General features: G+C 60.5%; 21 protein-coding genes. 10 read left to right on the top strand and 11 right to left on the bottom strand.

Features of this window, described 5'->3' with window-relative positions; translation table 11 throughout:
• Positions 1-95 precede the first annotated feature (95 nt).
• The 3 genes from prpB (at position 96) to PG900_RS03030 (ending at position 3,694) form a co-directional block, all read left to right on the top strand.
• On the top strand, positions 96-983 hold the full coding sequence (prpB, locus tag PG900_RS03020; RefSeq protein ID WP_041218032.1) for a methylisocitrate lyase: 888 nt from the start codon (positions 96-98) through the stop codon (positions 981-983).
• An 8-nt stretch (positions 984-991) separates the two neighbouring features.
• Entirely contained in the window at positions 992-2,119 is a 1,128-nt protein-coding gene (prpC, locus tag PG900_RS03025) for a bifunctional 2-methylcitrate synthase/citrate synthase (protein ID WP_025201733.1), read from the top strand.
• A 129-nt stretch (positions 2,120-2,248) separates the two neighbouring features.
• Complete coding sequence (locus tag PG900_RS03030; protein ID WP_270830895.1) at positions 2,249-3,694, top strand: bifunctional 2-methylcitrate dehydratase/aconitate hydratase; 1,446 nt, start codon at positions 2,249-2,251, stop codon at positions 3,692-3,694.
• 83 nt (positions 3,695-3,777) lie between these two features.
• Here PG900_RS03030 and PG900_RS03035 read toward each other — a convergent pair whose 3' ends face one another.
• Positions 3,778-4,521, bottom strand: coding sequence for an FFLEELY motif protein (locus PG900_RS03035; protein WP_270799861.1), 744 nt, complete (start codon positions 4,519-4,521; stop codon positions 3,778-3,780).
• A gap of 199 nt (positions 4,522-4,720) precedes the next feature.
• On the opposite strand from PG900_RS03035, the gene PG900_RS03040 reads away from it, so the two are divergent.
• On the top strand, positions 4,721-5,098 hold the full coding sequence (locus tag PG900_RS03040) for a polyhydroxyalkanoic acid system family protein (RefSeq protein WP_270799860.1): 378 nt from the start codon (positions 4,721-4,723) through the stop codon (positions 5,096-5,098).
• 283 nt (positions 5,099-5,381) lie between these two features.
• The gene (locus PG900_RS03045) at positions 5,382-6,797 is read left to right on the top strand and encodes a wax ester/triacylglycerol synthase family O-acyltransferase (protein ID WP_270830896.1); all 1,416 of its coding nucleotides are present in this window, start codon (positions 5,382-5,384) and stop codon (positions 6,795-6,797) included.
• Positions 6,798-6,913: 116 nt separating this feature from the next.
• On the opposite strand, the gene PG900_RS03050 is transcribed toward PG900_RS03045, so the two are convergent.
• The 4 genes from PG900_RS03050 to PG900_RS03065 all read right to left on the bottom strand — a co-directional run bounded on the left by PG900_RS03050 (position 6,914) and on the right by PG900_RS03065 (position 10,263).
• On the bottom strand, positions 6,914-7,714 hold the full coding sequence (locus PG900_RS03050; protein WP_270799857.1) for a hypothetical protein: 801 nt from the start codon (positions 7,712-7,714) through the stop codon (positions 6,914-6,916).
• 42 nt (positions 7,715-7,756) lie between these two features.
• The gene (locus tag PG900_RS03055) at positions 7,757-8,407 is read right to left on the bottom strand and encodes a TetR/AcrR family transcriptional regulator (protein ID WP_270799855.1); all 651 of its coding nucleotides are present in this window, start codon (positions 8,405-8,407) and stop codon (positions 7,757-7,759) included.
• A 1-nt stretch (position 8,408) separates the two neighbouring features.
• Positions 8,409-9,593, bottom strand: coding sequence for a patatin-like phospholipase family protein (locus tag PG900_RS03060; RefSeq protein WP_270799853.1), 1,185 nt, complete (start codon positions 9,591-9,593; stop codon positions 8,409-8,411).
• An 88-nt stretch (positions 9,594-9,681) separates the two neighbouring features.
• Positions 9,682-10,263, bottom strand: coding sequence for a phasin family protein (locus PG900_RS03065; protein WP_024945221.1), 582 nt, complete (start codon positions 10,261-10,263; stop codon positions 9,682-9,684).
• Positions 10,264-10,511: 248 nt separating this feature from the next.
• Here PG900_RS03065 and PG900_RS03070 point away from each other — a divergent pair, with 248 nt between their 5' ends.
• Complete coding sequence (locus PG900_RS03070) at positions 10,512-12,482, top strand: SDR family oxidoreductase (protein WP_270830897.1); 1,971 nt, start codon at positions 10,512-10,514, stop codon at positions 12,480-12,482.
• A 49-nt stretch (positions 12,483-12,531) separates the two neighbouring features.
• Here the strand turns inward: PG900_RS03070 and PG900_RS03075 are convergent, their stop codons facing one another.
• A complete protein-coding gene (locus tag PG900_RS03075; RefSeq protein WP_162901939.1) occupies positions 12,532-13,428 on the bottom strand; it encodes an esterase/lipase family protein in 897 nt (298 codons plus the stop codon).
• A 173-nt stretch (positions 13,429-13,601) separates the two neighbouring features.
• Here PG900_RS03075 and PG900_RS03080 point away from each other — a divergent pair, with 173 nt between their 5' ends.
• The 4 genes from PG900_RS03080 to fabA all read left to right on the top strand — a co-directional run bounded on the left by PG900_RS03080 (position 13,602) and on the right by fabA (position 18,305).
• On the top strand, positions 13,602-13,916 hold the full coding sequence (locus PG900_RS03080; protein WP_077097764.1) for a YebG family protein: 315 nt from the start codon (positions 13,602-13,604) through the stop codon (positions 13,914-13,916).
• A 278-nt stretch (positions 13,917-14,194) separates the two neighbouring features.
• Positions 14,195-15,472: a tyrosine-type recombinase/integrase gene (locus PG900_RS03085; RefSeq protein WP_270830898.1), complete on the top strand. Its 1,278-nt coding sequence runs from the start codon at positions 14,195-14,197 to the stop codon at positions 15,470-15,472.
• Between the two features lie 211 nt (positions 15,473-15,683).
• Positions 15,684-17,663, top strand: a complete 1,980-nt coding sequence (locus PG900_RS03090) for a Lon protease family protein (protein ID WP_043122920.1) — start codon at positions 15,684-15,686, stop codon at positions 17,661-17,663.
• 81 nt (positions 17,664-17,744) lie between these two features.
• Positions 17,745-18,305, top strand: a complete 561-nt coding sequence (gene fabA / locus PG900_RS03095) for a 3-hydroxyacyl-[acyl-carrier-protein] dehydratase FabA (protein ID WP_016350690.1) — start codon at positions 17,745-17,747, stop codon at positions 18,303-18,305.
• Positions 18,306-18,387: 82 nt separating this feature from the next.
• On the opposite strand, the gene rmf is transcribed toward fabA, so the two are convergent.
• The 5 genes from rmf to rlmKL all read right to left on the bottom strand — a co-directional run bounded on the left by rmf (position 18,388) and on the right by rlmKL (position 24,772).
• Positions 18,388-18,567 carry a ribosome modulation factor gene (rmf, locus tag PG900_RS03100; protein ID WP_005315693.1) on the bottom strand — a complete coding sequence of 60 codons (180 nt, stop codon included), beginning with the start codon at positions 18,565-18,567 and terminating at the stop codon, positions 18,388-18,390.
• A 160-nt stretch (positions 18,568-18,727) separates the two neighbouring features.
• A complete protein-coding gene (locus PG900_RS03105) occupies positions 18,728-20,365 on the bottom strand; it encodes a DUF3466 family protein (protein ID WP_270801018.1) in 1,638 nt (545 codons plus the stop codon).
• 8 nt (positions 20,366-20,373) lie between these two features.
• Positions 20,374-22,296, bottom strand: coding sequence for an ATP-binding cassette ATPase Uup (uup, locus tag PG900_RS03110; protein WP_270830899.1), 1,923 nt, complete (start codon positions 22,294-22,296; stop codon positions 20,374-20,376).
• Positions 22,297-22,370: 74 nt separating this feature from the next.
• The gene (locus PG900_RS03115; RefSeq protein WP_270801012.1) at positions 22,371-22,601 is read right to left on the bottom strand and encodes a glutaredoxin family protein; all 231 of its coding nucleotides are present in this window, start codon (positions 22,599-22,601) and stop codon (positions 22,371-22,373) included.
• The gene (rlmKL, locus tag PG900_RS03120) at positions 22,601-24,772 is read right to left on the bottom strand and encodes a bifunctional 23S rRNA (guanine(2069)-N(7))-methyltransferase RlmK/23S rRNA (guanine(2445)-N(2))-methyltransferase RlmL (RefSeq protein ID WP_162498694.1); all 2,172 of its coding nucleotides are present in this window, start codon (positions 24,770-24,772) and stop codon (positions 22,601-22,603) included. Before rlmKL ends, PG900_RS03115 begins: the two co-directional genes overlap by 1 nt.
• Positions 24,773-25,045: the final 273 nt, after the last annotated feature.

Genomic DNA, 25,045 nt, shown 5'->3' on the forward strand with positions numbered 1-25,045 from the left:
TGTCTTGCCTGGCGGGGGCATGCCACGAAAGTATGATTGACGTTAACGTAAACGTGATATTAGATAGTCTGACCAGACAAGTGAAAGGAGTCATGATGTCCAGCCTTACCCCCTCGGCAGGCCTGCATTTTCGCACCGCCCTCGCCAACGAACGCCCCCTGCAGATCGTCGGCACCATCAATGCCTACATGGCGCTGATGGCGGAGCGCAGCGGCTTTCAGGCCATTTATCTGTCAGGCGCCGGCGTTGCCAACGCCTCCTATGGCCTGCCGGATCTCGGCATGACCTCCCTCAATGACGTACTGATCGACGCCGAGCGCATCACAGCAGCCACCCGTGTGCCGTTGCTGGTCGACATCGACACCGGCTGGGGCGGGGCATTCAACATCGCCCGCACCGTGCGCGCCTTCGAGCGAGCCGGGGTGGCCGCCGTGCACATGGAAGATCAGGTGGCCCAGAAGCGCTGTGGCCACCGGCCCAACAAGGCGGTGGTTTCGCTGGAGGAGATGTGCGATCGCATCAAGGCGGCGGTGGATGCCCGCGAGAATGGCGAGTTCGTCATCATGGCCCGCACTGACGCGCTGGCGGTGGAGGGGATTGGCCCGGCGCTGGAGCGCGCCGCCGCCTACGTGGCCGCCGGGGCCGACATGATCTTCGCCGAGGCGGTGACCGAGCTCGGTCAGTATGATCTGTTCAAGCAGGCGGCCGGGGTGCCCATTCTCGCCAACATGACCGAATTCGGCAAAACCGAGCTGTTCGACAAGGAGGCGCTCGCCGCCCATGGCGTCGACATGGTGCTCTATCCCTTGAGTGCCAGCCGGGCGGCCAATCAGGCGGCCCTCAACGTCTATCAGCACCTTCGCCAGGATGGCCATCAGCGGGCCGTCGTCGACACCATGCAGACCCGGGAGTCGCTCTACGACTTCCTCGGTTATCACCACTACGAGCAGACGCTGGACCGTCTGTTTACATCCAGGGACTAGGAGGAAAAATGGGACAGCAAAAACCGTTGGGTGGCGCCGGCCTGCGTGGCCAGAGCGCAGGGGAGACCAGCATCTGCACCGTGGGCAAGAGCGGCACCGGGCTCACCTATCGCGGCTATGACATCCAGGAGCTGGCCGATGGCGCCCAGTTCGAAGAGGTCGCCTACCTGCTGCTCAAGGGCGAGCTGCCGGACGAGCAGCAACTCGAAGATTACAAGCGGACGCTGCGCAGTCTGCGCACCCTGCCTGCCGCCCTGCTGGAGGTGCTCGAGCGCATTCCCGCCGACGCCCATCCCATGGATGTGCTGCGCACCGGCTGCTCCATGCTCGGCGATCTGGAGCCGGAAGATGGCTTCGAACACGAGCACGAGGTGGCGGATCGGCTGCTGGCCGCCTTCCCGGGTATTCTCCTCTACTGGTACAAGTTCAGCCACGACGGAGTACGCATCCCCCTCGACACCGACGAAGAGTGCATCGGCGGCCACTTCCTGGCGCTGCTGCACCAGAAGGCGCCGAGCGAGCTGGAGCGTCGGGTGATGCACGTCTCCCTCATTCTCTACGCCGAGCATGAGTTCAACGCCTCCACCTTCGCGGCGCGGGTCTGCGCCTCGACGCTATCTGACATGTTCTCCTGTGTCACCGCGGCCATCGGTACCCTGCGCGGCCCGCTCCATGGCGGGGCCAACGAGGCCGCCATGGCGATGATCGAACCCTGGCAGGATGAGGCCCAGGCGCGGCGCGAGCTGCTGGCAAAGCTGGCGGCCAAGGAGAAGATCATGGGCTTTGGCCACGCAGTCTATCGCACCTCGGATCCCCGCAACGTCATCATCAAGGGGTGGTCGGCCAAGCTGGCCGAGGCGGTGGGCGATGACAGGCTATACCGCGTCTCCTGCGAGGCGGAGAAGGTGATGTGGGAGGAGAAAGAACTCTTCCCCAACGCCGACTTCTTCCACGCCAGCGCCTATCACTACATGGGGATCCCGACCAAGCTGTTCACCCCCATCTTCGTCTGCTCGCGGGTCACCGGCTGGTGCGCCCACGTGATGGAGCAGCGCGAACACAACCGGATCATCCGTCCGAGCGCCGATTACGTCGGCCCGGCGCCCCGGCATTTCGTCTCGCTGCAGCAGCGATAACCATGGGCGGTCCTGTCACCCCATTGCGTCACCCGACACCGGCAACAGCGGGGTCGATGTGCGCAGGCGGGCGGGCAGGGCGCCGTTTCATCACCCCGTTTCATTCACAACAACGATAAGGAAGTCACGATGTCCGCCAACGTCGACGTCAACCACAGACCAGACCCCGATCAGGTGCTGGTCGATATTGCCGATTACGTCTGCAATCACCCCATTACCAGCCAGGCCGCCCTCGATACCGCCCGTTACTGCCTGATGGATACCCTGGGCTGTGGCCTCTTGGCCCTGCGTTTTCCCGAGTGCACCAAGCACCTTGGTCCCATCGTACCGGGCACCATCGTGCCCTTCGGCGCCCGGGTACCCGGCACCCAGCTCTGCCTCGACCCGGTCAAGGCGGCCTGGGATATCGGCGCCATCATCCGCTGGCTCGATTACAACGACACCTGGCTGGCCGCCGAGTGGGGGCACCCCTCCGACAACCTGGGTGGCATCCTCGCCACCGCCGACTGGCTCTCCCGTACCCGGGTGGCCGAAGGCAAGGCGCCGCTCACCATGAGCGATGTGCTGACGGCCATGGTGAAGGCCCATGAGATTCAGGGAGTACTGGCGCTCGAGAACTCCTTCAATCGGGTCGGTCTCGATCACGTGGTGCTGGTGAAGGTTGCCAGTACCGCCGTGGTGACCCACATGCTGGGCGGCAGCCGCGATCAGGTGATCGATGCGGTCTCCCAGGCCTGGGTCGATGGCCAGAGCCTGCGTACCTACCGTCATGCGCCCAATGCGGGGTCGCGCAAGAGCTGGGCGGCGGGGGATGCCACCTCCCGGGCGGTGCGCCTGGCCCTTATCACCATGAGCGGCGAGATGGGGTATCCCGGCGCTCTGACTGCCCCCAAGTGGGGCTTCTACGACGTGCTGTTCAAGGGTAACCAGTTCGCCCTGCACCAGGGGTACGCCAGCTATGTGATGGAGAACGTGCTGTTCAAGATCTCCTATCCCGCCGAGTTCCACGCTCAGACGGCGGTGGAGTGCGCCATGAAGCTGCATGAGCAGGTGAAGGGACGCCTCGACGAGATTGACCGCATCGAGCTCACCACCCATGAGTCGGCCATTCGCATCATCAGCAAGGTCGGCGCCCTCAACAACCCGGCCGACCGGGATCACTGCCTGCAGTACATGGTGGCGGTACCGCTCATCTTCGGGCGCCTCATCGCCGAGGATTACGAGGACGCCGTGGCCATCGATCCCCGCATTGATGGGCTGCGAGCCAAGATGGTGGTGCAGGAGGACAAGCGCTACAGCCGCGAGTATCTGGAAGCGGACAAGCGCTCGATTGCCAACGCCATCCAGGTCTTCTTCAAGGACGGCACCCACACCGCCAAGGTGGAGGTGGAGTACCCGGTCGGTCATCGTCGCCGCCACGAAGAGGGGATCCCGCTGCTGGTAGAGAAGTTCCGCCACAACCTGGCCACCCGCTTCCCGGCCAAACGGGCCGAGGCGATCCTGGCCCTTTGCCAGGATGGCAAGCAACTGGCCGCCACCCCGGTGCACGCCTTTATGGATCTGCTGGTGATCTGACCGCTATCTACAGGCAAACAGCGATAAACGAAAAGCGGGCCACTCGGCCCGCTTTGTCATGTCTGCCCGGATGGCTCCCAAGATCAATCCAGCACAGTCTCGTCGCCCGTCAGCAGCGCCAGCATGATCGCCGTCTCGCGGCTGGCGATGGTCTCGAGAAACTCGTTGGCCCGCCCCATGTGGTGACACACCCGGTAACCCCGTTCGACAAAGGTAAAGAGCTCGCCCAGTCCCGCCAGATGGGCCGGCCCCGATATCAGCTTCAAGGTCGCCCCAAGCAGCGGCTTTCTGGCCAGCCGATCCAGGGTCATCCCCAGTTCGTTGACCAGTTGCAACTGATGACGGCGGCGCACTTCTTCACCGACCTCCTGATAGGCGAGGGCATAGGCCTTGGCGTTCAACCGCGCCATGCGGCCACTGCGACGCAGCGCCACCACCATCAGGTAGTCAAGCTCCTCGGAGAGGGCATCAAGTTCAATGGCCTGCGCCAGCACCTTGAGACCGGATTCTGGCAACAGTCGCTCGGCGGTCGGCATCACCCGCATCACATCCGCATCCCGGCGGGCACAATCTCCCGGCCCGTAGAGATCGGTCAGGAAGAACTGCGCGGCCGGCCCGTAGCGCTTGCTCTCCAAGAGGTCACGGTGAGTGCGTCCCAGCCGATCGGCCTGCCATTGGCGCAATGCGTCCCTGTCTTGCTGATCCTGCGGATGGGTGCGCATCTGCTCGCGCAGCGCGGCCACCCGGTTGAGCTGGCGATAGAGTCGCGCCAGAGTACTCTCTTCATCCGGTTGCGGGTCATCGAATGGTTGTTGCTGTTGGGTCATCTGCGGCTCTCTTGACCTGTTTCCAATGGCCTGTCACGGATAGACATGACGACAGGCGGCGCCTTGCCGACGCTCGTCACGTGTTGCCGACCCAGTGTAACGCGGCGGCAGCCCAGGCGGAATCGATGGAGCTTTTACTCAACAGGCTTTGTTAAGTGAGTCCCAAAAATGTTGCAAATGGCTTTCACTTGTTTGATTCATGTGTTTAATATCAATAAATGTTGTCATCGCTCAGAGAATTAGCATGTTTCTATACGATCCCCTTGCCGGCAGCAGCCTGTCGACCATCCAGGTCAGCCGCCAACACCCGCTGGGCCTCGCCGGCGCCAGACTGGCCGCCGAAGCCATCGCCCAGGACATGAGCGAGGAGTACGAACTCGACTGCGAGTGGGAAGACGAGGAGGAGACCCGCTTGCTGTTTCGTGGCGCCGGGGTCAACGGCTCTTTGTTCCTCACCGACGATACCCTGTCGCTGGAGGTGCGCCTCGGCCTGATGCTGTTGCCGGTGCGTAGCGTGCTGGAGCAGGAGATCCTCGAATACGTCGATCAGCGCCTGCCTTGCCCAACCCGGCGCTGATGGGGCCAATAAATACTGAACCAGCGCAAGAAATAATCATGAAATAACCGATTCCACTATCGTTACCCGGCCTGATATTTATTATTAGAAGGGCCAAACACACTTTGTTTGTTTTATTTTAAGAGGCATGAAAATCGCCTCCATTTTTGTCATGAAACATCATCATGAATTAATCGCCGTGCAGTTTCACCAACATATAAAGCGTTATTTGTTTATTCATTCCTGGTTAAGCCAATGTCTGAAACAGAATTGAACGAATAACGTGCAACGATAGGGATAATACATGTCTGTGTGTGAACTCATCTCCTGTGTCGATACCGCCTGGCTGCGGATGGACCGGCCCAACAACTTGATGCAGATCGTCGGCGTGCTGATGTTCGACGGTCAGCTGGATGAAGCCATACTGCGGGAGAGCCTGCTGCACACAGTTCGGGTACAGCCGCGCTTCGGGCAGAAGGCCTGCCTGGAAGGGGGCGAATACTACTGGCGCACCGACCCCGACTTCGACCTCGACCTGCACCTCAAGCGGGTGATCCTGCCAGGCAAGGCCGAGCTGGAGCGGCTGGTGGCCGATTTTGCCTCCACCCCCCTCAACCACCAGCGCCCGCTGTGGGAGATGCACTTGGTGGATACCTCTCTGGGCGGCCAGGCGCTGGTAGTGCGTTTTCACCACGCCATGGGGGACGGCTTCTCCCTGGTGCGGGCCATGCTGACCATGATGGACGAGAGCCCGGTGGCGCCCCCCAGGCCGCAACCCGAGCCGGTGGCCAACGACGACGGCGACGAGGAGCACGATCAACAGGGCAGTCGCCTGCTGCGGGCCGGCCTCAAGCTGACCGGCACCCTCTGGTCCAAGTACGTCGAGGTACTGACCCATCCCACCAAGGCGATGGACTACCTCAAGACCAGCCGGGACGTGACCGCCGAGCTTTACACCATCGCCACCCTCTCCGATGACGCCAATACCCGGCTCAAGGGGGAGACTGGTAGCACCAAGCGAGTAGCCTGGTCAGAACAGATCCCGCTGCCGGACGTGAAGGCGGTGGGGCGAGTGCTCGGCTGCTCGGTCAACGATCTGCTGATCGCCGCCACCGCCGGCGCGTTTCGTCACTACCTGCTGGAGCAGGGCGACCAGACCGACATCGACATCCGGGCGCTGGTGCCGGTCAACATGCGCGCCCCGGACGACAAGGGGGCGCTGGGCAATCGCTTCGGGCTGGTGGCGCTGGATCTGCCCCTCAACATCGAGCACCCGCTGCAACGGCTCTATGCGGTGCGGGATCGGATGCAGGCGCTCAAGTCCTCCCTGCAGCCGGCGGTGGTGCTCAACCTGCTGGAAGTGATGGGCATGGCGCCCAAGGCGGTGCAGCAGCAGGCCATCGACATCCTCTCGGCCAAGGCCAGTGCGGTCATCACCAACGTGCCGGGCCCGCAGCAGACCCTCTATCTGGCCGGCGCCCGCCTGCGTCAGCCGCTGTTCTGGGTGCCCCAGGCCGGCGACATTGCGGTCGGCGTCTCCATTCTCTCCTATGACAACAAGGTGCAGCTCGGCCTCATCACCGACAAGAAGCGGGTGCCGGACCCGGATCTCATCGTCGAGCGCTTCGCCGTGGAGTTTGAGCAGTTGCTGCTGCTGGTGTTGATGGAGCCGGACCTGCTCTACGATCCCGACATGCTGGATCAGCTGTTGCACGGCTGACCGCGCCACTCCTGCAAGAGAAGGAGCCGGCAAGAAAGGAAGCCTGCAAGAAAAAAAGTGAAAAAGAAAAGAGGCCAACCCGGGGGTTGGCCTCTTTCATTGCGGCAATGGCTGCCTTACTCGTCCGCCAGCTCCTCACGGGCGGCTTCCAGGTCGAGCCGCTCCATGGCATCCAGCGGCTCGCACGCGGCGGCCTCGCCGTAGAGCGCCTCGGCGGCCGCCATCTTGCTCTTGCCGTGCATCATCACCATGGCGTTGGCGTACTCCATGCGGGCGATGGCGGAGTGGGGGATGATGGCCAGCGCCGCCTTGAAGTGACGTTCGGACTCATCCTTCTTGGCGCCATAGGTGATGCCACCGATCATGGCGCCCAGCTTGTCGATGATCTCCGCATGCCAGGCACCGAAGGCGGTATGGGCTTCCGCGTGGTCAGGCTCAAGGATCAGCGCCTGCTCCAGGCTGCTCTTGATCTTGTCACCAATGCCGATGGAGAGCGCCTTGGAGACCGAGATCACCTGGCTGTAGCGACCCAGCGCCAGGGCGTGGAAGTACCAGGCGTTGACGTTGCCCGGCTGGCGCTTTTGCAACTTCTCGGCGTTGCTGGCGGCCAGCTCGAATGCTTCGCGCTTGGCATACTTGTCATCCAGCAGGTAGCTGGCGTGGATCACAAGCGCCTTGTTCGCCACGTTGAGGCCCTCCTCGCCGGCGCCCAGCCCCAGGCTGACGGCGCGGGCGAAATCACCGGCGTGATAGGCGCGCCAGGCTTCCTGCACCTGTTCATCTTCGGGCCAGGGCTCGGCATCCCCCTGGTGCAGCCGCTCCCAATGCTGCTCAAGGCGCTCCCCGGCATAGTCATAGGCCGCATCCGGCCAGGGGAAGGGGGTGAAATCGGACAATTTGGGCTGTGAAGTGGTCATATGATTCTCCCTGTTAAAAACACAATCAAATACACGATGCTGTCAGCTCGCCGTGGTGGTGGGCTGATAATGGGTGGCGATGGCATCCAGATCGGCGCGGGCATCGGCGCGCAGCCGGGGGGCCACCAGCTGCATCACCTGAAACACCCCGAGCGCGATGTCGGCATCGGCCCGCGGATGCAGCGCCCGCTGGTAGGAGATCCAGAAGGTCCCGACCAGCGCGATGTTGGCGGCCAGCGCCGTCACCTGCGTCTCATCGCCTTGCAGCAGGCCGCTGCGCCAGAGGCTGTGACAGATGGCGGCGGCGGTCTGCTCCTTGCGTCGCAGCAGGGCCGAGAAGCGCAGCTCCACCTTGTGGTTGCCGCTCATCAGGGTACTGATGTCGTAGTAGAAAAAACGGTACTTCCAGATGAGTTCGAACATCAGGTGCAAGAAGAACCAGATGTCCTCCGCCTCGTTCAACGGCGGGGTAATGGTATCGAGCAGGTGGGCCATCTCCTGTTCGAACTCGCCGAACAGGGCGTTGACGATCTCCTCCTTGTTGTGAAAGTGGTAATAGAGGTTGCCCTGACTCATCTCCAGCTCGGCCGCGATGGCGGAGGTGGTGACGGTCGGCTCGCCCAGCAGGTTGAACTGGGCGAGGGCGGTGGCCAGGATGCGATCCCGCGTGCGCCGCTTGGGTTTGCAGTCCATGCTACTCCTTCGATTGCCGGCGACCCTTGCCGCCATAGCGGCGAGTCAGCCAGTGCTGCAGCTGGGTCAAAGAGGCATCCAGCGCCGCCACCGAGCCGGTGCCCGGGGTCAGCAGGGAACGCTGTTCATCGACCAGCGCGCTCAGATCCAGTTCCAGCCCATGTTTGGCGAGAATGGGGCCAAGCTCGGCCCGTCGCTGCCAGAGATCCTGGCGGGTATGCTGGAAGGCGTGCTCGCACAGATGGCGCCGATCCCGGTAACTGAACACATTGGTAAAGAACATCTCGCCGTCGGCCGAAGAGGGTTCGAACAGCAGGGCATCCGCCTCCGGATACTGGTGCTTGTAGCGATCCATTCCCACGTGCATGCGCGAGTGGATGATGGCGCGAAACGTCTGGGCCAGCACCACCGGCAGACCGCGGTCCACCAGCTTGGCAGGGTGTTCGCTGGCCAGCCCCGCGTCAAAGGGCACCAGCGGATTGATGCAAAACACCAGGTCGGCCCCCTCCTGCAGCGCCACCGAGGCGTGCAGCGTCTTGATCAGCGCCCCGTCCACGTAGTAGCGGCCATCGATGAGCGAGGGCGGGAACAGGCCGGGCAGGGCGGCCGAGGCCTGCACCGCGGCGGAGATGGGCACCTGGTCCAGCCCCGGGCTGCCGAAGGCCACCGCGCGGCCGGTATCGAGCTCGGTAGCGATGACGAACAGCCGGCTGGCAAGCTCACGAAAGTCGTTGCTGCGACCGGGGCGGGAGAAAAACTGGGTGAGGATCCGATCCACCCCGCGGCTGTCGAACATGCCGGTCGGGATCGCTCGGGACAACCCCTGCAACGAGCCGAGCAGGCTCTTGTTCCAGGGTGAGGAGAGATAGTCGGCCAGACACGTCAGCACCAGCGGTGGCAGCGAGGTGAGCCGGTCAAAATACTCCCCGAAGGCGGGACGCAGCAGGGTGGAGGGGTCGAAGAACTCGCCGGTGTCATCGCTTAACAGGATCCGCACCAGCTTGTCCGGCGAGATGCCGTTGGCCAGCGCCGAGGCGATCACCGCCCCCGAGCTCACCCCCACATAGATATCGGCCTGCTCGAAACGCAGCCCCTTGATACTGTCGGCCAGGGCGGCGCAGGCTCCGATCTCGTAGATCCCCCCCAGAGGTCCCCCTCCGGCGAGGGCAACCGCAATCGTGCTCATGATTTGCCTCCCTTCTCATGCAAAACCGGCCCAGCAGAGGGCATGGGCCGGTGGATCATTACGCAATCAGAACAAGCCGGTCAGTGGATCAGAAGAGCGTGGTTTCACTCTTCTCCTTGACCTCTTTGGCCACGCTCTCCACTTCCGTTGCCAGTGCTTTCACCTCTTCCTTCACCTTGGCGATGGGAGCGGCGGCTTTCTTGACCGGCGGCTTTTTGGCTGCAACCGGCTTTTTGGCTGCAGCGGCGGCAGGCTTGGCCTCGTCAGCCGGGGCAACGTCATCCAGGTCCTGGGCATCGATCAGCTGTTGTACCACCTCGGTCAGCTCAGCCATGCGCTTGGAGAGTTTGTCGATGTCCTTGCGGGTCGGGATGCCAAGGCTGGCGACGGCGCGGGCCACGCGATCCTCGAATACCTGCTCCAGACGTCCCCAAGTACCGGCCGTCTTGTCGGTCATGGCAGCGATCTTCTCGTCTGCACTCTGGCGGGTACGGGTTTGCAGGGCTTCCCCTTCCTGCACCAGGGCTTCGAAGATTTTACCGCCTTCTTCCTGGGCTTTGGCATAGGCACCCAGACCCGCCAACCAGATCTGCTGGGTGGACTCCTTGATGGTGGAGGTGAGTTGGTTGTCGGTCACCGAACTTGCCAGTGCTTTCAATTTTTTGGCCATGACAATCTCCTTGCTCGTGATATAGATGATGGTAATGACAACAACCTTGATATATTCGTTGTGGCATTACTTGGCTTTCATCCTCAGTCTATGGAGAAAAAATAGAGGGTTCTACCTAATAACGGAACAAGCAACCCTGGTAATTTTGGTCTGGGTCACGAAGAATGATATTCGAATGAATATTTTGCGTTAAAGCGTGATATATCTAACAACAACTAACAGCCCAATCAGTAAGGGATATAAATACCATGGACTATTTCATCACGGGGGGCAGCGGCTTTATCGGTCGCCGGCTGATTAAAAAAGTGCTGCAGCGCCCGAATAGCCGGGTGCATTTCTTGATGCGTGCCGCCCATCTCGATCGGGTACCCGATCTGCTGGCTTACTGGGGGGTTGAGGCGGATCGCGCCATCCCCGTGGTCGGCGACATGACCCACCCGCTGCTCGGAGTGGGCAGTGCCGAGCTGGAGTCTCTCATCGGCAAGATCGACCACTTCCTGCATCTCGCCGCCATCTACGATCTCAACGCCAAGGCGGGCATTCAGCAGCAGGTCAATGCCGAAGGCACCCGTCAGGCCCTGCAACTGGCCGAGCGGCTCCAGGCCCGCTGCTTCCATCACTGCAGCTCCATCGCAGTGGCCGGTCTGTTCGACGGACTGTTCCGGGAAGACATGTTCGATGAGGCCGAACACCTCGACATGCCCTATTTCCAGACCAAGCACGAGGCCGAAGGAATCGTGCGCAAGGAGAGCACACTGCCCTGGCGCATCTATCGACCGGGCATCGTGGTCGGTGATGCCAACACCGGCGAGATGGACAAGGTGGACGGCCCCTATTACTTCTTCAAGACCATCCAGAAGCTGCGCCGCATGCTGCCGCCCTGGATGCCCGCCATCGGGGTCGAAGGGGGACGCATCAACCTGGTACCGGTCAACTTCGTGGTGGATGCCATCGATCACATCGCCCACCTGGAAGGGGAGGACAACAAGGCGTTCCACCTGACCGATTCCCACCCCATGCGGGTCGGCGACATGCTGAGTACCTTCTCCCGCGCAGCCCATGCCCCTGAGCCGGCCATTCGCATCAATGCCGCCCTGTTCAGCTTCATTCCCCGCCATCTGATGACCATGCTGATGGCACTGACGCCGGTGCGGCGCATTCGCGATGCGGCGATTGCCGATCTGGGGCTGCCCAAGGACATCTTCCGGCTCATCAACTATCCCACCCGCTTCGACAACCGGGAAACCCAGCGGGTACTGAAGGGGACCGGCATCGAAGTGCCGCCGCTGCACAGCTATGCCTGGCGACTGTGGGATTACTGGGAGCGCCACCTCGACCCCGAGCTGTTCATCGATCGTACCCTGCGCGGCCGGGTCGAGGGCAAGGTAGTGCTGATCACCGGTGCCACCTCCGGCATCGGCAAGGCCACGGCGAGAAAACTGGCCGAGGCGGGGGCCAAGGTACTGACCATCGCCCGGGACGAGCACAAGATTGCCGAGACCCAGGCCGAGTTTGCCGAGCAGGGATTGACTCTGCAGGTCTATCAGGGGGACCTGGCCGATCTCGCCCAAGGGGAGGCGATCACCCGCCAGATCGTGGCCGAGCATGGCGGGGTGGACATCCTCATCAACAATGCCGGTCGCTCCATCCGCCGCGCCATCGAGGACTCCTTCGATCGCTTCCACGATCTGGAGCGCACCATGCAGCTCAACTACTTCGGCACCCTCAAGGTGATCATGGGGTTGCTGCCCACCATGATCGAGAAGAAGAAGGGCCACATCATCAACATCTCCTCCATCGGGGTGCTGACCAATGCGCCGCGCTTCTCCGCCTACGTCGCCTCCAAATCGGCGCTCGATGCCTGGGTGCGCACCGCCGCCTCCGAGTTTGCCGACAAGGGAGTCAACTTCTCCATCATCAACATGCCGCTGGTGAAAACCCCCATGGTGGCACCCACCAAGGTGTATGAGCAGGTGCCCATGATGACGCCGGAAGAGGCCGCCGATCTGGTGTGCGACACCATCATCAACAAGCACGTGCGACTGGCTACCCGGCTCGGGGTGTTCGGCCAGGTGATCCATGCCCTGGCGCCGCGAGTGGCCCAGGTGATCATGAACACCAGCTTCCGCACCTTCTCCGACCCCAAAGAGGGCAACGAATCCAAGGCTTCGGCGGATCAGATGGCGGTCTCCACCCTGATCAAGGGGATCCACTTCTAGGGGGAGCGACAACGAACTGAGGTAGCAAAAACGGGAAGGGCCTGCGCAATCAGGCCCTTTTCATTTGCGGCTGCGGGCGAGAGAGCAGGGTCAACAACAGGGCCGTGGTGCGGCGGGAGTAGAGCAGGGAGAGGTGGCCGAGGGCGGCGAGCTCCACGTCCTCCATCCCATCCAGCCGTTGGCGGGACTGGGGCAGCACGAAGTTGTCGTGGCTGGTGCGCACCGAGACCCCGGGCACGCAGAGCGGCACGGCGGCAAAGCGCTGCAGCCAGCCGGAGCCGGGCTCCATCTCGCGGGCATTGTCGCCCAGCCCCAGGGTCGCCAGTTGGCTGCCCTGATGGGGGGTGGCCAGGGTGATGAGCTGGGCCACCTTGTCACCGCCCGCCACCGCCAGATAGTCGCGGCACACCAGGCCACCCATGCTGTGACCGATCAGCACCAGTTGCGACGCACCGGTGGCGGCCAACACCTCGTCGATGCGCTTGGCCAAGAGCGGCACCATGTCGTCGAGATGGCCGAAAGGAGGGGTCAGGGTGACCGTCGCTACCGTATGGCCGGCAGACTCCAGTCTGGCTCGTTGCACCCGCCAGATGCCGCGACTGCAACCATAACCGTGGATCAGCAGCAGGGGCAGGGGGGAGGGCGTCAGCCTGTCTGGCGCCATCAGCCAGCGTTCGAACGGCAGCAACCAGGTGAAGGTCAGCAGGTAAGCGGCTATCTCCCGTCCCACCATGGGCAACCATTCTCGCCAGCCGATGGCAGGCACCGGGTAGAAGCGGGAAAAGCCCCAGGTCAGCAGCACCACCAGGGTGCGCAGCCCCAACAGGGCCACCACCACGAACAGAATGGAGAGCGGCAGCGAGAGGCCGATGACCAGATGGGCGATGCCCCCAAGGAGCGTCACCTCAACCAGCAGCAGGATCAGGAGTTGCTTTGTGATCGTCATGGCCCAATCATCCGACCAGTTTGGCATGGAAGTCAAATGACCCTTTCATCAATGTGATGACAGGCGCGCAATCACCCGTCGGCGCGCCAATCAAACACTTCTGCATGGGGTTATTTGCAATACTGTATATCCATACATATACTTGTAATCACTATCAGAAGGAGGACGCCGCTATGGCCGTTGAGATCAAATATGTTGTGGTGCGTGGGGGAGTGGAGAAGATGACCTTTACCAGCAAGAAAGAGGCCGATGCCTATGACAAGCTGCTGGACACGGCCGATGAATTGATGCATTTGCTGGCAGGCGCGCCCGTTCGCCTTGAACCGGAGCAGCAAGAGAGTCTGGCCTTCTACCTGGCCGAGCAGCGCGATCTGCTGCAAAACGTGCTGCGCGGGGCCAAGGGGCAGGGGAGCGGCAAGTCGGAGCCGCAAGAAGAGCAGAGCGAGGCGGGCAAGCCAAAAGACAAATCCCTCAAGCGTGTAGCGTGAGGACGACACGGGGGAGGCTGCCCATCACAGCATGAAAACAGCCTCAATTTATGCATTGATAAGAATTTTAAAGCATTTACATGGATATTTACCCCGAGAATTTTCCAACCAAGGTGCATATCCATTGAATAAATACACTATGCAGTATCAGCTATTGATGGCGATGCTGTTTGCTGTACAACATCGACGTTCCATTACCGCGTGATGCCGATAACCCCATTTATCGGCATCACCATCACACAGGCCCCGAGCCGAGTCTCTCATTCACAAGCATCATCATGACCACTATGTTACTTCCACCCGCCATGCCGCTGTTCGATGGTCTGGCCTACCTGGAGGCGGGCAATCCTCAGGTCAATCAATATCTTGCCAATCTCAGCCTCAACGATGTGCCCGATGCCGGGCTGGTCTACGAGCTCGCCGTCGACTGGCTGCTGGAGCAGCGCAACAGCGAGAACAACTACAAAACCTATCGCAGCGAGCTGACCACGTTTTTGCACTGGTGCTTCGGCGAAATGCGCATCAGCCCCAAGGATCTGACCCGGCGCATCATGATGCGCTATCTCGATTACTGTCAGGCGCCGCCGGCGGCCCTGATTGCCTATCGCAATGTAGCCCAGTTCGTGCTCGACAAGGAGTGGGGAGAACGACTGCCCAATCCCCAATGGCGACCCTTCCTTGGCAAGCGGGAGCTGGGCCGCGAGCTGCCATACCGCCTCAGCGAACAGGCCATGAAGACCAAACTCGCCATTCTGTCTGCCTTCTTCCAGTTCTTGATCCAGGAAGAGTACATGGACCGCAACCCGGCGCTGTTACTGCAACGGGTGAAGCGCTCAATGCAGCAGGAGCCGGACGACCATGGCCAGGCCTTCAGCGAGCTGCAGTGGTCCTATGTGATGCAGGCAGCCGACCTGCTGGCGGCCGAATCACCCGAACAGCACGAACGCAGCCGCTTCCTGATAAGCCTGATGTACGCCTGTTACCTGCGGATCTCGGAAGTGGCGGCAAGACCAGGATTTACCCCCGTCATGGGGCAGTTTCGCCGTGATGGAAAAACCGGTGTCTGGGGCTATTTCATTCCTCGCAGCAAGGGTGGCAAGCGCCGCACCGTGGCGGTGTCCCATGCCTTGCTCGAGGCCCTCAAACGCTATCGGACGTTTCTTGGTCTCTCACCATTACCAGCACCTGATGAGCAAACTCCGCTGTTTGTGCGCCACAAGGCTGCGGCGCATGGCCGGGAACAAGGCGAGCTCAACGCCAACCTCGGGATCCGCCAGCTGCGTGACCTGGTGATGAGCGTCATCCAGACCGCCGCCGAGTTGGCAGAAAAAGATGGGTTTGTGCAGGACGGCGCCGAGATGCGCAACCTGACACCACACTCCATTCGTCATACCGGCATCACCCACGACATCAATCTCAACGGGCGGCCGTTATCACATGTGCAAGCCGATGCCGGCCACGACAGCATCGACACCACCTCAAAGTACCTGCACACCGGCAACAGCGAACGCCATGAAAGTGCCAACCACAAACCGCTGGATCGGTTGCACGACTAGGCCTTTGAAGGCGAGAGATAACGAAAAGAGAAGTTCAGGAGCATGGCTGTGATGACCAGCGTTTTTTAACCGGCATCACTCCAGACTCTTCCACAACCCAATACCGCGCATAATGTATATTATGTTAAATTAAATATCTTGTTTCCTGTCACCACCTATTGAACTGTGTATAATGGCAACAATTGATCCTATCTCCGACCGGATGTCTTAAGTGGCTGAATTAACATCAGAACAATTAAAACCTGTTTTTTCGATTGAACAGTTTCCTGCCCTCAGCGAACTCGAACCCATTCCTTTTGCCGCCTTGCAACCCAGAGCCATTTCCGGCATCAAGCGTCTCGCCAGTTTTGATGGTGACTGCCCGGTCATGCTGCTCAACGGCTTTCCCGGGGTGGATTATGAAGGTGTTTGCCAGACGCTGATCGCCGCCTCCAACGGCAAGGATGGTGACCTGTTCGATCTCTGCTACACCGAGAATCTGAACAATCCGTTCAAGCCCATCTGGCTGCGCCTGCAACCCGGCACCGGCTTCGAGTTCTGTGAAATGGTCGGCGAATTGCTCAAGCTGATGAGCCATCATCTGGATGCCGAGCGCCTGGTCACCCGCATCATGCGCAAACAGAACAACGATCCCAAGATCGATGACTTCCTCTCCGATCTGGCGGCGCACGTGGCTCAAGGGCTCGAATTCCAGCATCCGGTACTCATCAACCTGCTGATCCACCATGAAGAACAGGAAGCACCGGTCATCTATGGGCGGGATTTGAACTGGGATACCCTGTTTGGCTCCATCAACTATCAGACCGAGCAAGGTTCGGTCTATGCCAACCAGCACCTGCTGGAGCCGGGCCTGCTGCGTCAGGCCAACGGTGGCTATCTGATTTTGCAACTGGATGAGCTGCTGGATCAGCCCCATCTCTGGTTCAAACTCAAAAATGCGATGCAAAAAGGTGAGCTGGACTGGAACGCCTATCAAGAAGGCAAAACCCTGACCCCCTTCTTCACCCCGGAAGCCACCCCCATCAAGCTCAAGCTGATCCTGGTCGGCGATCGGCTCGATGTGGCCGAGTTCCAGATGCTGGACCGTGACATGTCCGAGCGCATCTTCCTGCGCGCAGATCTGGTTTCCGAGGTGAACATTGAAGAGGATCTGCCTGATTATCTTCAATATCTGGCCTGGCTGCGCGAGCGCTGGGAGCTGCTGGACTTCACCCCGGCCGCCCTCGCCGCCCTTTGTCGCCACGCCAGCCGGCTGTGCGACCATCAGGAGTGGCTGTCACTCTCCGAGGTGCAACTTTCTGCCATCATGCGCATGGCCGACAGCCTGGCGCGCGAGCTGGAAGCGGACGTCGTCACTGACGAGCACATTCGCGGTGCGCTGGAAGAGCAGGATTACCGCCTCAACTATCTGGTCGAGCAGTCCGACCAGGGCGTCATCGACGGCCAGATCCTGCTGCAGACCGACGGTGAGGAAGTGGGCCAGATCAACGGCCTCTCCGTGATTCAAGTCTCAGGCCATCCCTATGATTTCGGCGAGCCGGTACGTCTCACCGCCACCGTGCATCTGGGTGATGGTGATGTGGCGGATATCGAGCGCAAAGCGGAGCTGGCCGGCCATATCCACGCCAAAGCGATGATGATCATCCACGGTTATCTCTCCAACAAGTTCGGTGCCGAGAACCCTTCCCCGCTGTCGGCCAACCTGGTGTTCGAGCAGTCCTATCACGAGATCGATGGTGACAGCGCCTCGTTGACCGGTCTGTGTGCCCTGCTCTCTGCCCTCGCCCGCCAGCCCATCTACCAGCACTTTGCGGTGACCGGCGCGGTCGATCAGTTCGGCAATGTGCAGGCCGTCGGCGGCGTCAACGAGAAGATCGAAGGCTTCTTCCGGGTGTGCAAGATCCACGGTCTCACCGGCAAACAAGGGATCCTGCTGCCCGGCACCAATGCCCAGCAGCTCAACCTGTCCGATGAGGTGATTGCAGCCGTCGAAGCCGGCCAATTCCATATCCATCCGGTGGATCATGTGGAAGAGGCTATCGAGCTGCTGACCGGTTGTGTTGCTGGTGAGCCGGATATGCCGGATACCTTGTTCGGCCGGATCCAGCAGCGGCTGGATGAGCTCAATGGCACCGACGTCATCAAGGGTGGCGTGCTGCGCCGCCTGCTTGGTCGAGTGTTCGGACGGTGAGAAAAGAAGTGATCGGAGTTGTTTAGCGAACAACTGTACGCTAAATTGGCCCGGCTTTGACCCATTTGAAGGATAAACAGCGTGACCGTAGACAATACCACCATTGATGCCCGCCTTTCCCTGTGTGAACAAGGCAAAGACTCGTTTACCCGTGAAGAGCTGCTCGCCTGCAGCCGTGGCGAACTGTTTGGTGAGGGTAACAGTCAGCTGCCCGCCCCCAACATGTTGATGATGGATCGTATCGTCAAGATCAATGACAACGGTGGTGAGCATGGCAAGGGCGAAATCCTGGCAGAGCTCGATATCACGCCGGATCTCTGGTTCTTCGATTGCCACTTCCCGGGTGATCCGGTCATGCCTGGCTGTCTCGGTCTGGATGCCATGTGGCAACTGGTCGGTTTCTTCCTGGGCTGGAAAGGCGGCCCCGGCAAGGGTCGTGCACTGGGGGTTGGCGAGGTGAAATTCACCGGCCAGATCCTGCCGACCGCCAAGAAAGTGACCTACAAGATCACCTTCAAACGCGTCATCAACCGCAAGCTGGTGATGGGGATCGCCGATGGCGTGGTGGAAGTGGATGGTCGCCCGATTTACAGCGCTACCGATCTGAAAGTGGGTCTGTTCAAGGACACCACCGCATTCTAAGTGCTGACCCGCAGTTCAAACTGAACAACGTAAAGGGGCCATTATGGCCCCTTTCCTTTTGCAATGAGTGATGAAGTACCGGCTACTTCATGAAGAGGCCTGAGCCCCGCCCTTCCATGGCATCACGCCAACCACCAAGCCAATGCCCACGGGCATCCAGGCATTGATACGGACACGCTTCTTTCTGTTTGCCGACCACGCCAGCCTGATAACCACGAGCACGAGCTCTTTCCAGACGGTCCCGTTTTTGTCTCTTCATCATCTACGACCCTCTTCCGTGGAACAAAAAAAGCGACCAATTTTTCATCGGTCGCTTTCATCTTTACCCCAGGGGGTCGGCAGGGTCAAACAAAAAATTTCATGCTATCCGGTCATTGTGACACAAGACACTGAACCGCATTAATTTTTAGTGACACAACTTTTTAGCGCTGGAAACGGCGCAGCCAGGCGAATGGCAGGGCCAGCAGAGTCAACCAGAACAGGCTGCCGCCACCGCTGCCGCCATCCTGACCGGTCTGGTTGTTGACCGGTGCGTTGGCGACCACATAACCGGCCGGATCGTTGTTCTTGTAGTCGGTTACCACCGGCGCCAGCTTGACGCTGACCACGGTAGCATTGGTGCGGTTGTTCAGATCGCTCTCACTGTTGTAGCGATAAGCCGTGGCCGCGACGGTACCGTTGCTGCTGATGCCGCTGGCATAAGCGATGTGGTAGTAATAACCGTTCTGAGCACACTGCTTGGCGCCCGCATCATCCAGACCGCAGATGAGATCGTTCAGATACCAGTTGTTGCCGGTCGCTGCGTTCAGCAGGAAACCTTCCTGCATGCGGTTGGTGCCGTTGACCACGGGCTGGGTCTGGTGGCGGGAATCACGCCAGCCAACCACCATGTTGTGGTTGTTGATGGCGGCCGCTTCCGAGCCGGCGCCGCTGAGCGGCTTGTCCTGCAGGGAAACCACGGCGTTGGTGGTCGGCGTGTTCAGGTTGAACACGAACATCTCGACCGGGCGGTTCTGGCCCTTGTTGATGCGATAGAGCTGGTTGCCTATCACATAACCGTTGTCATTGACCCCCACGGCCCAGCTGTGTTGCAGCTTGGCGTCATCCTTGCCGGGCTCGCCTTCGGCCAGCGGGATGATCTGGGTAGTGCCAACCTTGCTGCCATCCAGATCCAGCGTCCAGTAAGCGGCCAGGTTGCGACCATCCAGGTAGTTGGTGCCGATCTCGCCGGTGGAGGAGTACCCTACCCCGTACAGATTGCCGTTGAATTTACCCACTCCGAGCGCGGAGGCGGTCTGCACCACTTCGTTGCGGGCGCGGGCATACTCGTTGGCCTGCAGCAGCTTGTTGAAGGTGCCGGTACTGTTGACCAGCCAGAAGCTGGCCTGAGTATTGAGGCCCGGGCAGTAGCGGTAGTCACCGTACTGGCCGTCGTTGCCGGCAAAGCACCAGTTGTAGGTTTCGGAGTTGACGGCAATGTTCTTGCCAGTGGCGGCGGTACCGGTCACCAGATACTGGCCGTTGTCCAGTTTCTTGATGCTGGTCGGCACGCTCAGGCTGTGAGTGCCAGCGCCATCTTTCAGCTCGACGGGGTTGCCCTCCTCGACCACGGCGAAGGCAGTGCGCAGCTTGCCACTCATCTTGTAGCCCGCCCGGGTGCCAGGTACGTCGCCCAGCGCGGTCACCAGACCGTCGGTCTCGCCCAGCTGCACGTAACCTACGTTGTTGCGCTGGTCGACCCCGTCGAGGAAGTCACGACGCCACTGATAGGCGAAGTTGCTGTTGTCGTTCCAGAAAGAGTTGCAGACCGAGTTGGAGAGCATGCAGCCCTGCTCGAAACGGAAACGATCGACCAGGAAGTCGGCAAAACGCACGGTCGAGAAGTGCTCGGCCATGTTGTTCTTGGTATTGATCCCGATGAGCCCGTTGCCGTCGCCGCTGATCCCGCTGGCGTAACCCTTGTCGGACGCATCGACAATGGTGAAAAAGGGACTTTGTGCCGCCTGGGCATGCAGGCTGGCGCTGACCAGAATGGCCAGCATGGATAATTGCTTTTTCATCTACTTCCTTAGTCCTGATGTTTCAACGCTTCCAACTCCTCCCAACGGGAGAAGGCTTGTTCCAATGCAGCCTCTGCTGCATTCAGGGCATCCAGTTTGGCTTGAGTCTGGTCGCTCGGCAGGGAGAAGAAACCGGGGTGGTTGATCTCGGTCTGCAGGGCATCCAGCTCTGCCTCCAGCTGTTCCAGTCGAGCCGGTAGATTATCCAGCTCCAGCTGCAACTTGTAAGAGAGCTTTTTGGCTTTTGTGGCAGCAGGCGCCGGCGCCACGACAGGCTCTGGCGTTTTGCTCTGCACCTGTTTGGCGACGTGCTGCGCAGACTGCTGTGCCTGTTGTTGAGCGCGGGTGGCCATCATGTCGGCGTAACCGCCCACATAATCGCTGATCTGTCCGTCCCCTTCAAACAACCAGCAACCGGTCACGGTATTGTCGATGAAACGACGATCGTGACTCACCAGCAACAGGGTGCCGGGGTAGTCCGCCAGCAGCTCTTCCAGCAATTCCAGCGTTTCGACATCCAGGTCGTTGGTTGGTTCATCGAGGATCAGTAAATTACTGGGCTTCAAGAACAATTTGGCCAACAGTAAACGGTTTTTTTCGCCCCCTGACAAGGCTTTCACCGGGGTGCGTGCCCGTTTTGGTTCAAACAGGAAGTCCTGCAGGTAACCGAGAATGTGGCGGGAGCGGCCGCGCACCATCACTTCCTGCTTGCCCTCCCCGACGTTGTCCACCACCGTCTTCTCGGGGTCGAGCTGCTCGCGGTACTGATCGAAGTAGGCCACTTCCAGATTGGTGCCCCCCTTGACCGTGCCACGACTTGGGCTCAACTGACCGAGCAGCAGCTTGATGAGCGTCGACTTGCCGCAACCGTTGGGGCCGACCAGCGCAATCTTGTCGCCGCGCAGCACCTGCAGATCCAGCCCCTGGAACAAAGTGCGATCACCAAAGTCCAACCCCAGGCCTTCACTCTCAAATACCAGCTTGCCGGAGCGGCTTGCCTCGTCCAGCTGCAGCTTGGCTTTGCCCTGCAGTTCACGGCGCTGGGTCCGCTCCATCCGCATTGCCTTGAGGGCGCGCACTCGCCCCTCATTGCGGGTGCGACGGGCCTTGATCCCTTGGCGTACCCACACCTCTTCCTGGGCCAGCTTGCGATCGAACTCGGCATTCTTGAGCTCCTCGACCCGCAGCCACTCCTCTTTCCCCTGCAGGTACTCGTCGTAGTTGCCGGGCCAGGAGGTGATCACGCCGCGGTCCAGATCGATGATCCGGGTCGCCAGCTTGTGGATGAATTCCCGGTCGTGGGAGATGAAGACGATAGCGCCGCGAAAATCCTTGAGGAACTCTTCCAGCCAGTTGATGGCATCGATGTCCAGGTGGTTGGTCGGTTCGTCCAGCAGCAACAGATCCGGATCGCAGGCCAGCGCGCGGGCCAGTGCCACCTTGCGCAGCCAGCCGCCGGAGAGGCTGTCGAGGGTCACGTCGGGATCCAGACCCAGCAGAGTCAGCACCTGATTGATGCGAGTCTCGAACCGCCAGCCATTCTGGTAGTCGAGCTGCTCCTGCAGCTGGCTCATCTTGCGGATGTTGGCATCGGAGGCATCATGTGCCAGTTCCATGGAGATATGGTGATACTGCTTGAGCAGCTCCCCTACCCCGGCCAGACCTTCGGCGGCGTAGTCAAACACGGTGATCTCGCTCGACGCGGGGGGATCCTGCTCGAGACGGGTCACTTTCAAATCTTGTTGCAGCACCAGACGGCCGTCATCGAGCGGCAGTTCGCCGGCGATCACCTTCATCAGGGTGGACTTGCCCGCCCCGTTGCGCCCCACCAGACAGAGGCGCTCGCCCCGCTCGATGGTGAGCTCGGCCTGATCGAGCAGCGGAAAATCACTGAACGACAACGACGCGCCGTGCAATGTCAAAAGAGCCATTCTTGTTCCTTATTGCTAATGAAAAAACGGGTGGCAGACTGGATCTCCCCCCGTTTCATCGTCAAATCGCCCGCTCACCCCTGCCTGGCAAGCCACGCTTGTAGCTCAGTCAGGGTGAAGGGCCAACCCAGTTCACGCCCCGCTTCATCGCGCAGTACCGGAATGCGGACCCGATAGGTTGCCAGCCACTGCGCATCATCCATGATGTCGCACTGGCGAGCATCGGCTGCAATACCGGCCTGCTCCACCAGCGCCCACGCCTGTTCGCACAGGTGGCAGCCGTCGGTGTGAAACAGGGTCAGCATCAGGCCTCAGCCTCCGCATGGGTGATGATCCAGCAGTTGTGGATATGCTGGTTGCGCTCGAAATCCTTGGGTCGAGTCTTGCCGGTGATGTTCTGGGCCTTGAGACCGATGGCCTCGAGACCGGCCAGATCCATCTTGAAGTGGCGCTTGTTGTTGGAGAACACCAGGGTGCCACCCGCAGCCAGCAGCCGCTTCAGGTGCTGCATCAGCAGCAGGTGATCGCGCTGCACGTCGAAGCTCTCATCCATCCGCTTGGAGTTGGAGAAGGTGGGCGGATCGATGAAGATGAGGTCGTACTGCTCGTCCGCCTCGGAGAGCCACTTCAGGCAGTCGGCCTGCACGAACTTGTGCTCTCGGCCCACCAGCGAGTTGAGGCGCATGTTGTCTTGTGCCCAGTTGAGGTAGGTGCGCGACATGTCCACCGTGGTGGTCTCGCTGGCACCACCCAACCCAGCGTGCACGGTGGCACTGCCGGTGTAGGCAAACAGGTTCAGGAAGCGCTTGCCCTTGGCCATCTGACCCAGCATACGGCGGGTCTGACGGTGGTCGAGGAACAGACCGGTATCGAGATAGTCATAGAGATTGACCCACAGACGGGCGCCATACTCCTGCACTTCCATCCGGTGCTGCTCTTCGGAGAGCTTCTGGTACTGCTGCTTGCCTTCCTGACGCTCGCGCACCTTCAGGATCACCTTCTCGCCGTCCATGCCGGTCACCTTGATGGCGGCCTGCACCATGTCGAGCAGACGCTGACGAGTCTTCTGGGCGGGAATGTCCTTGGGCGCCGCGTACTCCTGCACCACCAGATAGTCCTGATAACGGTCGATGGCGGCGTTGTACTCCGGCAGATCGGCATCGTAGAGGCGATAGCAGTCGAGGTTCTCTTTCTGTGCCCACTTCTCCAGGGTCTTCAGATTCTTGCGCAGACGGTTGGCAAAGTCCTGCGCCACCTCTTTCTGGGAAGCAACAGAGTCCTGTGCAATCTGGTAGTTACGCAGCTGACATTCGAGGGCGCCGTTGAACAGGCGATATTGCTTGTCAGCGCGCAGACGCAAACAGCTCAAGAGCTCGGGGGATGCGGAAAGAATGGAGACTTTCCAGCCCTGGAAGCTGCGACGCAGGGCATCACCGAGGGCCTGGTGCACTTCCAGCAGTGCCGGGAACTCGCCAAGACGCTCGCCATAGGGGGGGTTGGAGATCAGCATGCCGACCTGACGAGCCTCCCCTTCCACTGCCGGCATCGGCAGCGGATTTTCCAGCGCGGTGACGTCGGCCTGTTTGAAGGTGATGAGATGGGCCACGCCGGCGGCTTTGGCGTTGTCGCGGGCTTTGAGCAGCACGCGGCTGTCAGCATCGCAACCAAACAGCTTCACCTCGCAGCGCTGCATGCCGCGCTTGGCCCGAACCTGAGCCTCCATCAGCAGGCTCTGCCACAGCTCGCTATCGTGCTGCAGCCAGCGATCGAACCCGAAGCGCTCGCGGCGCAAGGCCGGTGCCATGTCGGCGGCGATAAAGGCAGCTTCCACCAGCAGCGTACCGGAGCCACACATGGGGTCCATCATGGGCTCGCCGGCCCAGCCGCTACGGGCAATCATGGCGGCGGCCAGGTTCTCTTTGAGCGGCGCCTCACCGGTGCCCTGACGGTAGAAACGCTGGTGCAGCGCGGGGCCTGACAAGTCCAGCGTGATATTGGCCTTGCCCTTGCCCAGGTGCGCCATGATGCGAATATCCGGCGACTTCTTGTCCACGTCAGGACGCACGTGACCGCGCTTAGTAAAGCGATCGACGATGGCATCCTTGATCTTCAGGGCACCGTACTGGGTATTGCGAATGGCCGGATTGGTACCGGTAAAATCCACCGCAATGGTGGAAGTACCGGAGAAGTGCTCTTCCCAGGGAATGGTGTGAGCACCCAGATAGAGATCCAGGTCGTCATTCATCTGGAATTCGGACAGCACCAGCACGATGCGGGAGGCGAAACGGCTCCACAGACAGGCCTTGTAGCCAATGGCCAGTTCGCCTTTGAAATGCACGCCAGCCACGGTCTCACGGACCTGCTCTGCGCCCAGATTGGTCAGCTCAACGGCCAACAGGTTTTCCAGCCCTTTGGGGCAGGTTGCAAAAAATTCTTTCATCACGCTCACGGGGAACCCATAAAAATAGTGCCGCATTATACCTTAAGCCGCGATCCGGAGCAGCAAAAGCTTGCCAGTGACGGCATAAACAGAAGGCATCTGACATGGCGAGGCATGTGCGCAGGAAGGATATGACGAAGAAAAAACGTACCGGCAGCTGAGCGAGCTAGAACAATAACCAAGTTTACTCCGGCCTTTCTCAATTGGTACGGCAATACCTTGTTGAGATTGCAACCATATATGCCATGACCATGATCAGAATAGGCGAGCCATTCAGCTGCCATATCTGACAGGCGTCAAACAAGACTC

Origin of the sequence: Aeromonas sp. QDB03, assembly GCF_027707985.1 — a bacterium.
Taxonomy (GTDB): Bacteria; Pseudomonadota; Gammaproteobacteria; order Enterobacterales; family Aeromonadaceae; genus Aeromonas; species Aeromonas hydrophila.

Bases quoted from the DNA above. Each gene is read 5' to 3' on its own strand.
- prpB (WP_041218032.1), top strand. From the start codon at position 96: ATGTCCAGCCTTACCCCCTCGGCAGGCCTGCATTTTCGCACCGCCCTC.
- prpC (WP_025201733.1), top strand. From the start codon at position 992: ATGGGACAGCAAAAACCGTTGGGTGGCGCCGGCCTGCGTGGCCAGAGC.
- PG900_RS03030 (WP_270830895.1), top strand. From the start codon at position 2,249: ATGTCCGCCAACGTCGACGTCAACCACAGACCAGACCCCGATCAGGTG.
- PG900_RS03035 (WP_270799861.1), bottom strand. From the start codon at position 4,521: ATGACCCAACAGCAACAACCATTCGATGACCCGCAACCGGATGAAGAG.
- PG900_RS03040 (WP_270799860.1), top strand. From the start codon at position 4,721: ATGTGTTTAATATCAATAAATGTTGTCATCGCTCAGAGAATTAGCATG.
- PG900_RS03045 (WP_270830896.1), top strand. From the start codon at position 5,382: ATGTCTGTGTGTGAACTCATCTCCTGTGTCGATACCGCCTGGCTGCGG.
- PG900_RS03050 (WP_270799857.1), bottom strand. From the start codon at position 7,714: ATGACCACTTCACAGCCCAAATTGTCCGATTTCACCCCCTTCCCCTGG.
- PG900_RS03055 (WP_270799855.1), bottom strand. From the start codon at position 8,407: ATGGACTGCAAACCCAAGCGGCGCACGCGGGATCGCATCCTGGCCACC.
- PG900_RS03060 (WP_270799853.1), bottom strand. From the start codon at position 9,593: ATGAGCACGATTGCGGTTGCCCTCGCCGGAGGGGGACCTCTGGGGGGG.
- PG900_RS03065 (WP_024945221.1), bottom strand. From the start codon at position 10,263: ATGGCCAAAAAATTGAAAGCACTGGCAAGTTCGGTGACCGACAACCAA.
- PG900_RS03070 (WP_270830897.1), top strand. From the start codon at position 10,512: ATGGACTATTTCATCACGGGGGGCAGCGGCTTTATCGGTCGCCGGCTG.
- PG900_RS03075 (WP_162901939.1), bottom strand. From the start codon at position 13,428: ATGACGATCACAAAGCAACTCCTGATCCTGCTGCTGGTTGAGGTGACG.
- PG900_RS03080 (WP_077097764.1), top strand. From the start codon at position 13,602: ATGGCCGTTGAGATCAAATATGTTGTGGTGCGTGGGGGAGTGGAGAAG.
- PG900_RS03085 (WP_270830898.1), top strand. From the start codon at position 14,195: ATGACCACTATGTTACTTCCACCCGCCATGCCGCTGTTCGATGGTCTG.
- rmf (WP_005315693.1), bottom strand. From the start codon at position 18,567: ATGATGAAGAGACAAAAACGGGACCGTCTGGAAAGAGCTCGTGCTCGT.
- PG900_RS03105 (WP_270801018.1), bottom strand. From the start codon at position 20,365: ATGAAAAAGCAATTATCCATGCTGGCCATTCTGGTCAGCGCCAGCCTG.
- uup (WP_270830899.1), bottom strand. From the start codon at position 22,296: ATGGCTCTTTTGACATTGCACGGCGCGTCGTTGTCGTTCAGTGATTTT.
- PG900_RS03115 (WP_270801012.1), bottom strand. From the start codon at position 22,601: ATGCTGACCCTGTTTCACACCGACGGCTGCCACCTGTGCGAACAGGCG.
- rlmKL (WP_162498694.1), bottom strand. From the start codon at position 24,772: ATGCGGCACTATTTTTATGGGTTCCCCGTGAGCGTGATGAAAGAATTT.